This window comes from Mesorhizobium sp. Pch-S (assembly GCF_004136315.1).
Taxonomy (GTDB): Bacteria; Pseudomonadota; Alphaproteobacteria; order Rhizobiales; family Rhizobiaceae; genus Mesorhizobium.
This window is the reverse complement of the sequence record NZ_CP029562.1, coordinates 35,987-50,048: the sequence shown is the minus strand read 5'-3', so window position 1 is coordinate 50,048 and position 14,062 is coordinate 35,987. Positions and strand designations below refer to the sequence as shown.

Genomic DNA, 14,062 nt, shown 5'->3' with positions numbered 1-14,062 from the left:
TGTCTTAGAGAACGTCACGCACGAAGCGGTTGTGGAGCATCCGGTAGAAAGGCACCGCTCCGCCGGGCCGCAGCAGCGGATCGTCGCTGAGCCGCTTCTCCAGCTCATCGAGGATCGTTCGCGTAATCGTCGGAATATCGGCTTTCCTGGCCTCGGCCAGTGGCAGCCAGACCAGTTCTTCGAGCTCGTTGGTCGGCCCGTTGGGCAAGGCGACCGCGACATCGTCGCGCCAGGCAGCGAGAAAACGGGTATCGAAGCGACGCACGCGCCCGGGTGGGGTGATCGCGCGGGCAATGAAGCGCACGGCTTCCAGAGAAGGCTGCACGCCATGTTCGACGAAACCCTGCCAGTCGCGCTTGCCTGTGGTGAGGGGGCCCTTCCGGCCGATCAGCAGGCCAGCCTCTTCGTAGGTTTCGCGGATTGCGGACAGGGCAATGGCGCGGGCGCGGGTTGATCCGGTGCGTCCTGCGCGGGCTATCAGTTTGCTTTCGTCTTCGGGATGCAGGCCGGTCGCAACCGGAACGCGGCTGTCGGCAGGGTCGGTGCGGCCACCGGGGAAGACGAATTTGCCGGGCATGAAGGCGTGTGCCGCGTGGCGCCGGCCCATCAGCACGCGGAAGTCGTCGCCCTTGCGGTCGAGCAGAATGAGCGTCGCCGCGTCGCGCGGACGTTTCGGCCCGTCTCCGAGCGCGGATTCGTTGCGCTCGGCCTTGTCGACTTCCGCCTTGGTCATCCCTTGCATGTGACCGACCTAGCGGAAACTCATGTCAAATTAAAGGGGTGGTCTGGGCCGGTGCATTGCACCAGCCGCGAGGTCAGGTCTCGGGATGACCTTCGATGTGATCGACCTCGCCGCCAAAACCGTGCATGTAATACGCCCACTGCAAGCCGATCACTGCGCCCTTGACAGGCTGCAAAAGCGCCAGCGACATGATGATGGTGATAGGCGCCCAGATCGCGAGGTGTTGCCACATGGTCAGCGTCGAGGTCGCCTCGACGCCCATGAAACCGCCGAGGATGACGTGGCCGACGATCACGATCACCAGATAGGCCGGCAGGTCGTCGGCGCGATGGTGATGAAACTCTTCGCCGCAGGCTTCGCAGTGATCGAAGGTCTTGGTGAAGGCGCGAAACAGCTTGCCTTCGCCGCAATTCGGGCAGCGGCACAGGAAGCCGCGCTTCATCGCCGTCCACAGTGGACGCGTTGCCCTGCCGGAATGCTGTTCGCCGCCGAAAACCTGCTGTTGCATCATCGTCTCCTGCCGCGCGGTCCAGAACGCGATTGCGAGGCTCGGGCGCGGCCCTTTGCCTTGTGAAACGACCGTTTCGAGCCAGGCAGTGGTTTCGGTGCGCTCAGCATTTCGAAGCGCATCGCGCCGGCCAGCGGCGCCACTTCGACAAGTCGGACCTCGACGCGGTCCGCAAGCTGATATCCCTTGCCGCTGCGTTCCCCGAAAAGCGAACGCGCCGTTTCATCGAATATATAATAATCGTCACCCAGCGATGACACCGGGATAAAACCATCTGCGCCAAATTGTGGCAACTGGACAAAAAGTCCTGCCTTGGCGACACCGGAGATGCGCGCGTCGAAGCGTTCATCGACGCGCTCGGCCAGGTAGGCCGCGATGAGGCGGTCGACGGTTTCGCGTTCCGCGGCCATGGCGCGGCGTTCCGCGGCCGAGATCAGTGCACCGGTTTCAGCCAGTCTTTCCTCTTCGCCATGGGTCAGGCCGTCCGGCCCCAGGCCAAGCGCCGCGATCAGTCCACGGTGCACGATCAGATCGGCATAACGACGGATCGGCGAGGTGAAATGCGCGTAGCGGCGCAGGTTCAGCCCGAAATGGCCGATGTTGTCGGGGTTGTATTCGGCCTGGCTCTGCGAGCGCAGCACCACCTCGTTGACGAGTGCCTCGTTGTCGGCGCCGCGTACGCGTTCGAGGATCGAGTTGAACTGGCTCGGGCGCATCTGCGCGCCACGCGCCAGAGACAGGCCAAGCGTCTGCAGGAATTCGCGCAGCGATTCCTGCTTGGCCAGCGTCGGGCCGTCGTGGATTCGATAGATCAGCGGTTGCTTCTTGGCTTCCAGCGTCTCTGCGGCGGCGACGTTGGCCTGGATCATGAACTCTTCAATCAGCTTGTGCGCGTCCAGCCGTTCCGGAACGATGACACGGTCGACAGTGCCGTCCTCCTTGAGCAGGATCTTGCGTTCCGGCAGGTCGAGTTCCAGCGGCTGGCGGGCATCGCGACCGCGCTTCAGCACGGCGTAGGCGTCCCACAGCGGTTTCAGCACGCTGTCGAGGAGCGGGCCAGTCTTGTCGTCCGGCACTCCGTCGATGGCAGCCTGTGCCTGAGGATAGGCAAGCTTGGCGGCCGACTTCATCATCACGCGGTGGAAGCTGTGGCGGATCTTGCGCCCTTCTGCCGAAAAGGTCATGCGCGTCGCTATGGCCGGGCGGTCCTCGCCCTCGCGCAGCGAGCAGAGATTGTTCGAAATGCGTTCGGGCAACATCGGCACGACGCGATCCGGGAAATAGACGGAATTGCCACGCTTCAGGGCCTCGCGATCGAGTGCCGAATTCGGCCGCACATAGGCAGCGACATCGGCGATGGCTACCGTCACCACCACGCCACCGGGATTGTTCTCGTCCGTGTCCGGTACCGCATAGACCGCGTCGTCGTGGTCCTTGGCGTCCGCCGGATCGATGGTGACCAGCGGCAGGTCGCGCCAGTCTTCGCGCCCCTGCAACGTCACCGGCTTCAAGGCTTCGGCTTCAGCCAGCACATCGGGCGAGAAGATGTGTGGGATGTCGTGTGCGTGGATGGCGATCATCGAGACCGCTTTTTCACTGGTCAGCGAACCGAGGACCGCCAGCACTTTCGCCCGCGGCAGGCCATAGCGGCCGGGGCGCGACGGTTCGACTTCGACCAGGTCGCCATTGCGGGCACCGTTCTGGAACTCCTGGTCGACGATGAGCTCGGGCTGCCGGCGTTCCACCGGTTCGATACGGAATGTACCGTCCTTCAAGACACGGAAGACACCGAGCACGGCGTCCTTGCGTTTCTCGAACACCTTCATGATGCGCGCCGTGTAGGCGGGGCCAGCGGGATCGTCGGTCGGGAAGGTCTTGGCAAGCACCCGGTCGCCGATGCCAGCCACGGGGCCGGTGCGCGAGACCCGGATCGAAACCAGCGGCGGCTCGCCATTGCCCTGATGCTCGGCGGGCTGGCTGAGGAGGCCGCCTTCGCTGTCACGCCCAATCACGTCGAGCACTGCGACATGGGGCAGCGCACCGGGGCGAATGTGTCGCTTGCGCGTCTTTTCGAGCAGTCCTTCGTCCTGCAGGTCGCGCAGCAGGTCTTTCAGCCAGGCCCGATCGTCGCCGCGCAGGGCAAAGGCCTTGGCGATCTCGCGCTTGCCGGAACGATCGGGGTTTTCCGCGATGTAGCGCAGGATTTCATCGCGCGAGGGGCGATACTGGTCGCGTGTGCCCCGGCGGGTATCGGCAGCGCGGGGATCGCCATGGCTTCGTCCGGAGATCCTGCGCGCCAATGCCCTATCCCTTCTTCTTGCCGCGGAACGGCTTCTTGCCGCCTCCGCCCTTGGCTTCCTTCTCGGCGATCAGCGCGACGGCTTCGTCCACCGTCACCGTCTGCGGATCCTTGCCCTTGGGCAGGGTCGCGTTGATCTTGCCGAAATTCACATAGGCGCCGTAGCGGCCGTCACGCACCGTGATCTTGCCACCGCCGGCAGGGTGGTCGCCGAGATCCTTCAGTGCTGCCGGCGTGCCGCCATTGCGTCCGCCTGGTCCCTTCGACTGCTTCTCCGCCAGCACCGATACGGCGCGGTTGAGGCCGATGGAGAACACATCCTCGATGCTTTCGACATTGGCATAGGTGCCGTCGTGCAGGATGAACGGGCCGTAGCGGCCAAGGCCGGCCGAAATCATCTTTCCGGTCTCGGGATGCTGGCCGACGTCGCGCGGCAGCGACAGCAGCGCCAGCGCCTTCTCATGATCGATCGTGGCGGCAGTCCAGCCCTTGGGCAGGCTGGAACGCTTGGCATCCTTGCCTTCGCCGCGCTGCACATAGGGACCGAAACGCCCGGAGCGCAGCGTGATCTCCTCGGCGGTGTACGGATCCTTGCCGAGCAGCTTGGTGCCGTCTTCGACCGCGCCGTTCTCGCCATTGCCGTTCTGGCCGTCGAGCTGGCGCGTATAGCCGCATTCGGGGTAGTTCGAGCAACCGACGAAGGCGCCGAACTTGCCGAGTTTCAGCGACAGGTTGCCGTTGCCGCACTTCGGGCAGATGCGCGGATTGGAGCCATCCTCGCGCTCGGGGAAGACCAGCGGCGCCAGCTCTTCGTTGAGCGCGTCGAGCACGTCGGTGACACGCAGTTCCTTGATGCCGTCGACAGCGCCGGAGAAATCCTTCCAGAAATCGCGCAAGACGTCCTTCCAGGCGAGCTTGCCGTCGGAAATCTCGTCGAGCTTCTCTTCGAGAGAGGCGGTGAAGTCATATTCGACATAGTGCTCGAAGAAGCCTTCCATGAAGGCGGTAACCAGCCGGCCCTTGGACTGGGGCATCAGCTTGCGGTTCTCGATCTTGATGTAGTCGCGGTCTTCCAGCGTCTTCAATGTCGCGACATAGGTCGAGGGACGGCCGATGCCGAGCTCTTCCATCTTCTTGATGAACGAGGCTTCGGAGTAGCGGGGCGGCGGCTCGGTCGTGTGCTGGGTGGCGTTGACCTGCTCGCGCTTCAGCGTCTCCTCGGCGCGGATTTCGGGCAGACGGCGGTTTTCCTCGTCTTCCGAATCCTCGTCCTTCTGGTCGGTATAGGCTGCGATAAAGCCGTCGAAGCGGGTGACGGAACCCACCGCGCGCAGGCCGGCGACTTTCGCGCCATTGCGTGCTTCGATCTCGACCGTGGTGCGTTCGATTTCGGCCGGCTGCATCTGGCTGGCGATCGCCCGCTGCCAGATGATCTCGTAGAGCCGCGCCTGGTCAGAATCGAGATATTTGCGCATCTCGGCCGGCGTGCGGTTGAAATCGGTCGGCCGGATCGCTTCGTGAGCTTCCTGCGCGTTCTTGGCCTTGGTCGTGTAGTGGCGCGGCTTTTCCGGCAGATATCTGGCGCCGAATTCCTTGGCGATGGTGTCGCGGGCTCCCGAAATCGCCTCGGGTGCCATCTGAACGCCGTCGGTACGCATGTAGGTGATCAGGCCGGCCGTCTCGCCGCCGATGTCCATGCCTTCATAGAGGCGCTGGGCAACCTGCATGGTGCGCTGGGCCGAGAAACCGAGGCGCGACGAGGCGGCCTGCTGCAGCGTCGAGGTGGTGAAGGGCGGTGCGGGATTGCGTTTGGTCGGCTTGGCTTCGACAGACAGCGCGCGGAAGGACGCGCCCTCCAGCATCGCCTTGATGTCGTCGGCCATGACCTGCGAGGAAATGTCGAGCTTCTGCAGCTTCTTGCCTTCATAGGCGGTCAGCCTGGCTTCGAAGCTCTCGTTGCGCGGGGTGCCCAGAACGGCGGCGATCTGCCAGTATTCCTCGCGCACGAAGCGCTCGATCTCGGCCTCGCGATCGCAGACGAAACGCAGCGCCACCGACTGCACGCGGCCGGCAGAACGGGCGCCTGGCAGTTTGCGCCACAACACCGGTGAAAGCGTGAAGCCGACCAGATAATCCAGGGCGCGGCGCGCCAGATAGGCGTCCACCAGCGGTGGATCGATCTCGCGCGGGCTGGCGATGGCATCGAGCACCGCCTGCTTGGTGATGGAGTTGAACGCGACGCGCCTGACCGGCTTGTCCTTCAGCACCTTCTTCTGCTTCAGGACTTCCAGAACGTGCCAGGCAATGGCTTCGCCTTCGCGATCCGGGTCGGTTGCAAGGATCAGGCCGTCAGCTTCCTTCACGGCCTTGGCGATATCGGTCAATCGCTTCGCTGAAGCCGTGTCGACGGCCCAGGACATGGCGAAATCCTCGTCGGGTTTCACCGAACCATCCTTGGCGGGCAGGTCACGGACATGGCCGAAGGAGGCCAGAACCTTATAGTTCCGGCCGAGATATTTGTTGATGCTTTTAACCTTGTTCGGCGACTCGACGACGACGATGTCCATGAGCGGCTGCGTTCCCGTGCGGCGTCAAACCAGAAAATGGAAGCGCCGGAAGCTGAAAAATCCGCCCGTCACATGGCCGTGCTTTTCAGTTCGGTCAAGAGGTCGCCTCAAATTGCCTGCCTTGAGCCGGGCGTAAATCACGCATTGGCGGGTCATATTATGCTGCTGGAGTTGCTTGTGGCGCGGTGTTGTCGAAGACTGGCTTTGACGGTCTCTCCACTCACCCAAACCCGCCTCGAAGCGGTCCCGGGTCCCTCGAAAGGCGATTGCAACAGGACTGTTGGCCAGCCGTGTACGTGTTCTGACCAACGGGTTACCCCACGGGTGCCAGGGAGGCCTGAACATGCCCGAAGGCGCCCACGATCCGGCTCTTTTGAAATTCGCGTCCTCACGATGTCGTCATTGCTGACAAGGACGTTCTGCGCTGACTTGCCACAGAATGGTGATTGGAGACCGCGCCGCGACGAGGCTATATCCTGCTGCGCAACGGACGGAGCATCACCTATGGCATTGGATGTCGGCTATGTCAGCGCAATCGGGGCAGGGGCCATCTCCTTCCTGTCGCCATGCGTGCTTCCGCTCGTGCCGCCTTACCTGTGTTACATGGCAGGCGTTTCCGTCGAAGATTTTCGCGGCAATGCCGGTGTCGCCGCCAAGGCTGGAGCCCGCGGCGCGCTGATCGCTGCCTCCATTGCCTTCGTTCTTGGCTTTTCCACCGTCTTTATCGCATTGGGCGCGGGCGCTTCAACGATCGGACGGCTGCTGCGCGTCTACCAGGAACCGCTGGCGATGATCGCCGGCGCTCTCATCATTCTGATGGGTCTGAATTTCCTGGGCATCCTGCGCATTCCGCTCCTGTCGCGGGAGGCGCGCTTCCAGTCGCAGGGCAAGCCGGCCAGCGCGGTTGCGGCCTATGTCATGGGCCTGGCGTTTGCCTTTGGCTGGACACCCTGCATCGGTCCTGTGCTCGGGCCGATCCTGACGCTGGCGGGCGGTCGCGAGACCGTGAGCGAAGGCGCGCTGCTGCTTGCCGCCTATTCCCTTGGTCTTGGCATTCCATTTCTGATTGCCGCGCTGTTCTCTGGCGCCTTCATGCGCTTCCTGGGCAGGTTCCGTGTTCATCTCGGTCGGGTCGAGAAGGTGATCGGTGCGCTGCTGGTTGTTGCCGGCGTCTTTTTCCTGACCGGTGGCGTTCAGGTGATGGCCTACTGGCTGCTCGAAAACTTTCCGGCACTTGGGCGTCTCGGATAGCTAGAGCGTTTCCGTTTTTCACGGAAACGCGGAGACGCTCTAATTTTTGTTTTTACGCAATTCCAGGAACCGCTGCCCACTTTTCCTGGAATTGCTACAGCCCGAAATTTAACCGTATTGGTACCATAATGCGCCGATGCTAGAGCAATTCCAGCAAAAGTGCGCAGCGGTTTTGCGTCCAGAATTGCGTCGAAACAAGAACATAGAGCATTGAAGGCGATTCTGTTTTCGCCGGAAATGCTCTAGAAACCATCCGTCTTTCCCGCATCGGTAGCTGCTCATGACATCCAGAACCTGCCTTTCCATCATCCTCGCTGCCGGTGAAGGCACGCGCATGAAAAGTGCATTGCCGAAGGTGCTGCATCAGATAGCCGGCCTGCCGTTGGTGGCGCATGTGGTGAAGGCAGCGGAAACAGCGGGTGCCACGGATATCGCCCTGGTCATCGGCCATGGCGCCGAAGAGATGCGCAAGGCGGCGGAAAAATTCGCGCCAGAGGCCGGCACCTTCGTTCAGGAGCAGCGCCTGGGGACCGCGCACGCGGTGCTGGCTGCGCGGGAAGCCCTCGCCAAGGGTTATGACGATGTCCTCGTCATGTTCGGCGATACACCGCTGATTGATGCGGCCGCTCTCGGCGCGGCGCGGGCGCAACTCGCCGAAGGAGCTGCCGTCGTGGTTATCGGCTTCCGTCCGCCGAGTCCGGCAGGCTACGGCCGGTTGATCGAGAAGGGCGGCAAACTCACCGCAATCCGCGAAGAAAAGGATTGTACCGACGAGGAACGCAAGATCGGCTTCTGCAATGCCGGCATGATGGCGGTCTCCGGCAGGCACGCGCTCGCCCTGCTGGACGGCGTCGGCAACGCCAACGCCAAGGGCGAATATTATCTGACGGACATCGTCGAGATTGCCAACGGCAAGGGACTGGATGTCGTCGCCACCGAGGCAGGTTACGAGAACGCGCTCGGCATCAACAATCGCGCCGAGCTCGCCGAAGCCGAGGCCATCTGGCAGAAGCGCCGGCGCAAGGAGGCAATGCTTGCCGGTGTGACGCTGATCGCGCCGGAGACGGTCTATTTCTCACATGACACCGAGATCGGTCAGGATACGGTGGTCGAGCCCAATGTGTTCTTTGGCCCGGGCGTGACGATCGCCGGCGGCGTGAAGATCCACGCGTTCAGTCACCTGGAAGGCGCTACCGTCGCGGCCAATGCCGACATCGGCCCCTATGCACGTCTGCGCCCTGGCTCCGATCTCGCGGCCAAGGCCAAGGTCGGCAATTTCGTCGAGGTCAAGAACGCCAGGATCGAGGCCGGCGCGAAGGTCAACCATCTGACCTATATCGGCGATGCGCGGGTCGGCGCCGGCGCCAACATCGGCGCTGGTACCATCACCTGCAATTATGACGGCTATTCCAAGTTCTTCACCGATATCGGTGCCGGAGCTTTTGTCGGTTCCAACTCGTCGCTGGTTGCGCCGATCAAGCTTGGCGATGGCGCATACATCGCTTCTGGAAGTGTGATTACGGAAGATGTGCCAGAGGATGCTTTGGCATTTGGTCGTGCGCGCCAGAAAACCTTGCCTGGAAAAGGCAAGGAACTGCGCGAGCGGCGGGCTTCTGCTGTCAAGAAATAGGAAGTTGTTGCGGCTGGACTTCGCCAGAAGCCTGTCATACGAGGCATCGGAACAGGTCCAGGGCAATTCCAGGAAAAGTGCGTAGCGGTTTTCCGTTCGGAATTGCCCAAAAAAGTTAGAGTGTTTCCGCGTTTCCGGAAAAAGCGGAACGCTCTAAGTCAAAAGACTGGACGAAACGCAATGTGATTGTCGTGGGCGGCAGCGGTCGCTTAAACAGCGGCCGGGTGATCGCCAAGAGGAATCGGGGCAACTTTTTATGTGCGGAATTGTAGGAATTGTCGGCCATTCGCCGGTTGCACCTCTGATCGTCGACGCGCTGAAACGGCTCGAATACCGCGGTTATGATTCAGCTGGCGTCGCCACGATCGAACATGGTGAGCTGTCCCGGCGCCGCGCCGAGGGCAAGCTGGTCAATCTTGAGCGCCGGCTGCAGGCCGAGCCGCTCGATGGCACCATCGGCATCGGTCATACGCGCTGGGCGACGCACGGCGTTCCCAACGAAACCAACGCACATCCGCATTTCTCCAATGGCGTGGCGATCGTCCACAACGGCATCATCGAGAATTTTGCCGAGCTGCGCACCGAGCTTTCGGCGGATGGCTATGAATTCTCCTCGCAGACCGACACCGAGGTCGTCGCTCATCTGGTTTCGCGCGAAATGGCGCGCGGCGCCAAGCCGGTGGAGGCCGCTCACAACGCTTTGAAGCGCCTCGAAGGTGCCTTCGCACTCGCCATCATGTTCAAGGGTGACGAAGACCTGATCGTCGGCGCGCGCAACGGCCCGCCGCTGGCTGTCGGCCATGGCGAGGGCGAGATGTATCTCGGTTCGGACGCCATCGCGCTGGCGCCGTTCACCAATTCCATCACCTATCTCGAAGACGGCGACTGGGCGGTGGTACGCCGCAACGAGATCACCATCTTCGACATGGATGGCAACAAGGTCGAGCGCAAGCGCCAGCAGTCGATCGGCACCTCGTTCCTGGTCGACAAGGGCAACCACCGCCACTTCATGCACAAGGAAATCCACGAGCAGCCGGAAGTCATTTCCCACACGCTCGGCAACTACATCGATTTCACCAACGGCAAGGCCAAGGCGCTGGACCTGCCATGGGATTTCGCCAAGATCGATCGCCTTGCCATCTCCGCCTGCGGCACCGCCTATCTCGCCGGCCTCGTCGGCAAGTATTGGTTCGAACGTCTGGCACGGCTTCCGGTGGATATCGATATCGCCTCGGAGTTCCGCTACCGCGAAATGCCGCTGTCGAAGAACAGTGCTGCGCTCTTCATTTCCCAGTCTGGCGAGACCGCCGACACGCTGGCTTCGCTGCGCTACTGCCGCAAGGAAGGCGTGCCGATCGGTGTCGTCGTCAACGTGCGCGAATCGACCATGGCGCGCGAAGCCGATGTCGTGCTGCCGATCCTGGCTGGGCCGGAGATCGGTGTTGCCTCTACCAAGGCTTTCACTTGTCAGCTTTCGGTGATGGCGGCGCTGGCTGTACGCGCGGGCGTTGCCCGCGGCTTTATCTCGCCCGATGACGAAGCCAGGCTGGTCAAACAGCTCGCCGAGGCGCCGCGCCTGGCCAGCCAGGTCATCAAGCTGGAAGAGCAGATCGAGAAGGTCTCGCGCGATCTCGCCCATCACCGCGATGTGCTTTATCTCGGCCGCGACACCAATTTCCCGCTGGCGCTCGAGGGCGCGCTGAAGCTCAAGGAACTCTCTTACATCCACGCCGAAGGCTATGCGGCGGGTGAACTCAAGCATGGGCCGATCGCATTGATCGACGAAAACATGCCGGTTGTCGTCATCGCTCCGTTCGACCGCATCTTCGAGAAGACCGTCTCGAACATGCAGGAAGTAGCGGCGCGCGGCGGCAAGATCATCCTGATCACCGACAAGAAGGGCGCCGAGAAGTCGACGGTCAAGACCATCGACACCATCGTGTTGCCGGACGTGCCGGAAATCATCGCGCCTATCCTCTACGCACTGCCGGTCCAGATGCTGGCCTACTTCACGGCTGTGTTCATGGGCACCGACGTCGACCAGCCGCGCAACCTGGCCAAGTCCGTCACGGTGGAGTGACGATCGGGCTGTCGCGATAGAGCATGAGCCCGCAAAGCGGGAGCCGGTTTTCGGAAAAGATCATGCTCCGATGGAAAGTCAGATTGTCGCCCATTCGTGTTGATGCTCTAAGATAGGTGCAGCGCACAATCTTAGAGCATGGCCAAGCACGGAATGTCGGATACCCCCAGAACATCAGCGATAACCCGGCTGAGGAACTATTTCCTCGCCGGATTTGTCGTTTGCGCACCGCTGGCGATCACCGCCTATATTGCGTGGTCGTTCATCGGCTGGGTCGATTCCTGGGTGAAACCCTACATTCCATGGCGTTACAATCCCGATACCTACCTGCCGTTTCCGGTCCCTGGTTTCGGGCTCATCGTGGCGCTGGTGCTGATCACGCTGATCGGTTTCCTGGCCGCCAACATCGTAGGCCGCGCCATCGTCACTTTCGGCGAGCGCCTGCTCGGGCGCATGCCGCTGGTGCGCGGCATCTATGGTTCTCTGAAGCAGATTTTCGAGACCGTGCTTTCGAACAAGAGCGAGATGTTCCGCCAGGTCGGACTGGTCGAATATCCACGCAAGGATGTCTGGTCGCTGGTCTTCGTCGCCGGCGAAAAGCACACCGAGATCAACGAGAAGCTGGATGTCGGCGACGATCCTCTGATCGGCGTGTTCATGCCGTGCACGCCGAACCCGACCACCGGCTTCCTGATGTATGTCCGCAAGTCGGAGATCGTCATGCTCGACATGACCATCGAGGAGGGCGCCCGCCTGATCGTTTCGGCCGGCCTTGTCGCGCCGGATCCGAGGAAAAAGGTCAAGGGACCGGATGGGCAACTGATCGATATCGGCAATCCGGCCACAGGTACCTTGCCTCAACCCGCCCGTAAAAGCCGCACAGCCTCGTCGCGCCCGAACAAATAAAGCAGCAGCCTTAGTGCCTCGCCGCGTTCGTCCTGAAGCTCTGGATCGCGCGAAAGGATCAGCCTTGCATCGTCGCGTGCCGCCTCCAGCAGGTCGGCGTGAACATCGATGCGTGCCACCTGGAAACCCGGTGTGCCCGACTGGCGCGTGCCGAGAAGCTCGCCTTCGCCGCGCAGCTTCAAATCCTCTTCGGCAATGACGAAGCCGTCCTCGGTTTCGCGCATCACCGAAAGCCGTCGCTTTGCCGTTTCACCGAGAGGATCCTTGTAAAGCAGCACGCAGCTCGACGGTTTCGAGCCGCGACCGACGCGACCGCGCAGCTGGTGCAGTTGGGCAAGGCCAAAGCGCTCGGCATGTTCGATCACCATGATGGTGGCGTCCGGCACGTCGACGCCCACTTCGATGACAGTGGTGGCAATCAGCACGCGGGTTTCGCCTTCCTTGAAGGCGCGCATCGCCTCGTCTTTCTCCGCGCCTTTCATGCGGCCATGCACCAGCCCCAGGCGATTGCCGAACACCGGTTTCAGCGAGGCGAAGCGATCTTCCGCCGACATCAGCTTGATCTCTTCGGATTCTTCGACGAGCGGGCAGATCCAGTAGATCTTCTGGCCCTCCGCCACTGCGTCGCGGATGCGGCCGACCAGTTCCTCCAGCCGCTCCAGCGGCAAGGTGACGGTGCGGATCGGCTGTCGCCCGGCTGGTTTTTCGGTGAGCTTGGAAACGTCCATGTCGCCGAATGCGGTCAGCACCAGTGTGCGAGGGATCGGCGTCGCCGTCATCACCAGCATGTCGGGGGCATCCCCCTTGGCGGTGATGGCCAGCCGCTGATGCACGCCGAAGCGATGCTGCTCGTCGATCACCGCAAAGACCAGGTTGTTGAATGAAACGGTCTCCTGGAACAGGGCATGAGTGCCGACGACGATGTCTATCGAACCGTCGGCGAGTTTTGCCAGCGTCTCCGTGCGTTCGCGCCCCTTTTCGCGGCCGGTCAGGATGGCTGTCGTGAGCCCGGCTTTTTCGGCCAGCGGCGCGATGGTGGCGAGATGCTGGCGTGCCAGGATTTCGGTCGGTGCCATCAGCGCTGCCTGCCCGCCTGCTTCGACGGCACGCGCCATGGCCAGCAAAGCAACCACCGTCTTGCCGGAGCCGACATCGCCCTGCAGCAGGCGCAGCATGCGTTCGGGCGTTGCAAGATCGGTGAGGATCTCGGCAAGTGCCGCTTCCTGCGAAACGGTCAAGGAATAGGGCAGGGCATTGCGCAGCCGTTCGATGATGCGGCCGTCACCGTTCAACGGCCGGCCGGACAATTTGCGGATGCGTGAGCGCACCAGGGCAAGCGATAGCTGGCCCGCCAGGAATTCGTCGTAGGCGATCCTGCGCCAGGCCGCACTTTCTGGCTGGGCATCGATCGGGCTTTCCGGATTGTGCACCCGGCCAAGCGCTGCCGCGAATGACGGAAAGGTATGACGCCGCATGAACCCGGCGTCCTGCCATTCCGAAAGCACGGGCACACGCTCCAGCGCCTGGCCGATGGCACGACGCAGCACTTTCGAGGATAGCCCCGCGGTGAGCGGATAGACCGGTTCTACCAGCGGCAGGTTGCCGGCATCGCTTGCCAGCGCGATATGGTCGGGATGCACCATGCTTGGCCGGCCGTTGAACCACTCCATGCGTCCGGACACCACGACCAGCTCGCCCTCGGGCATTGCCTTTTCGAGATAGCTGGCATGGGCGTGGAAGAAGGTCAGCGTGATCTCGCTGGTGTCATCATGCGCATAGACCCGGTAGGGGACGGACCTGTTGCCGCGCGGCGGCGGCTGGTGCCGGTCGATGCGCACTTCCAGCGTGACGATCGCGCCCTCGGTCGCATTGGCGATGCCCGGGCGATTGCGGCGGTCGATGACCGAGTTCGGCAACACGAACAGAAGATCGCCGACACGCGCCTCCCGGTCGCCGAGATCCACCGGCAGCACCCGCTCGATGAGCGCTGCCACCTTTGCTCCGACACCGGCAAGCGTCGTGATGTGCGAAAACAGCGGGTCGAGCAGGGAAGGGCGCATCGCAGCAATAAGCGCGGAA

General features: G+C 62.4%; 9 protein-coding genes. 4 read left to right on the top strand and 5 right to left on the bottom strand.

Features of this window, described 5'->3' with window-relative positions; genetic code table 11:
* Positions 1-4 precede the first annotated feature (4 nt).
* From C1M53_RS00215 to topA, 4 genes are all read right to left on the bottom strand, one after another.
* On the bottom strand, positions 5-742 hold the full coding sequence (locus C1M53_RS00215; protein ID WP_129410397.1) for an NUDIX hydrolase: 738 nt from the start codon (positions 740-742) through the stop codon (positions 5-7).
* A 73-nt stretch (positions 743-815) separates the two neighbouring features.
* A complete protein-coding gene (locus C1M53_RS00210) occupies positions 816-1,250 on the bottom strand; it encodes a DUF983 domain-containing protein (RefSeq protein ID WP_129415954.1) in 435 nt (144 codons plus the stop codon).
* A complete protein-coding gene (rnr, locus tag C1M53_RS00205; RefSeq protein ID WP_129410396.1) occupies positions 1,250-3,550 on the bottom strand; it encodes a ribonuclease R in 2,301 nt (766 codons plus the stop codon). The genes C1M53_RS00210 and rnr overlap by 1 nt, the downstream gene beginning before the upstream one ends.
* 4 nt (positions 3,551-3,554) lie before the next feature.
* On the bottom strand, positions 3,555-6,116 hold the full coding sequence (gene topA / locus C1M53_RS00200; protein ID WP_129410395.1) for a type I DNA topoisomerase: 2,562 nt from the start codon (positions 6,114-6,116) through the stop codon (positions 3,555-3,557).
* Between the two features lie 504 nt (positions 6,117-6,620).
* Between topA and C1M53_RS00195 the strand changes: the two genes are divergently transcribed.
* From C1M53_RS00195 to C1M53_RS00180, 4 genes are all read left to right on the top strand, one after another.
* Positions 6,621-7,367: a cytochrome c biogenesis CcdA family protein gene (locus C1M53_RS00195; protein ID WP_129410394.1), complete on the top strand. Its 747-nt coding sequence runs from the start codon at positions 6,621-6,623 to the stop codon at positions 7,365-7,367.
* Between the two features lie 280 nt (positions 7,368-7,647).
* Positions 7,648-8,997: a bifunctional UDP-N-acetylglucosamine diphosphorylase/glucosamine-1-phosphate N-acetyltransferase GlmU gene (gene glmU / locus C1M53_RS00190; RefSeq protein WP_129410393.1), complete on the top strand. Its 1,350-nt coding sequence runs from the start codon at positions 7,648-7,650 to the stop codon at positions 8,995-8,997.
* A gap of 256 nt (positions 8,998-9,253) precedes the next feature.
* Positions 9,254-11,077 (top strand): glutamine--fructose-6-phosphate transaminase (isomerizing), encoded by a 1,824-nt coding sequence (gene glmS, locus C1M53_RS00185; RefSeq protein WP_129410392.1) that lies wholly within the window; start codon positions 9,254-9,256, stop codon positions 11,075-11,077.
* A gap of 153 nt (positions 11,078-11,230) precedes the next feature.
* The gene (locus tag C1M53_RS00180; protein WP_129415953.1) at positions 11,231-11,983 is read left to right on the top strand and encodes a DUF502 domain-containing protein; all 753 of its coding nucleotides are present in this window, start codon (positions 11,231-11,233) and stop codon (positions 11,981-11,983) included.
* On the opposite strand, the gene recG is transcribed toward C1M53_RS00180, so the two are convergent.
* Positions 11,935-14,043, bottom strand: a complete 2,109-nt coding sequence (gene recG / locus C1M53_RS00175) for an ATP-dependent DNA helicase RecG (protein WP_129410391.1) — start codon at positions 14,041-14,043, stop codon at positions 11,935-11,937. The genes C1M53_RS00180 and recG overlap by 49 nt on opposite strands.
* Positions 14,044-14,062: the final 19 nt, after the last annotated feature.

Excerpts from the sequence above, each read along its gene's own strand:
- C1M53_RS00215 (WP_129410397.1), bottom strand. The coding sequence starts at position 742 with ATGCAAGGGATGACCAAGGCGGAAGTCGACAAGGCCGAGCGCAACGAA.
- C1M53_RS00210 (WP_129415954.1), bottom strand. The coding sequence starts at position 1,250 with ATGCAACAGCAGGTTTTCGGCGGCGAACAGCATTCCGGCAGGGCAACG.
- topA (WP_129410395.1), bottom strand. The coding sequence starts at position 6,116 with ATGGACATCGTCGTCGTCGAGTCGCCGAACAAGGTTAAAAGCATCAAC.
- C1M53_RS00195 (WP_129410394.1), top strand. The coding sequence starts at position 6,621 with ATGGCATTGGATGTCGGCTATGTCAGCGCAATCGGGGCAGGGGCCATC.
- glmU (WP_129410393.1), top strand. The coding sequence starts at position 7,648 with ATGACATCCAGAACCTGCCTTTCCATCATCCTCGCTGCCGGTGAAGGC.
- glmS (WP_129410392.1), top strand. The coding sequence starts at position 9,254 with ATGTGCGGAATTGTAGGAATTGTCGGCCATTCGCCGGTTGCACCTCTG.
- C1M53_RS00180 (WP_129415953.1), top strand. The coding sequence starts at position 11,231 with ATGTCGGATACCCCCAGAACATCAGCGATAACCCGGCTGAGGAACTAT.
- recG (WP_129410391.1), bottom strand. The coding sequence starts at position 14,043 with ATGCGCCCTTCCCTGCTCGACCCGCTGTTTTCGCACATCACGACGCTT.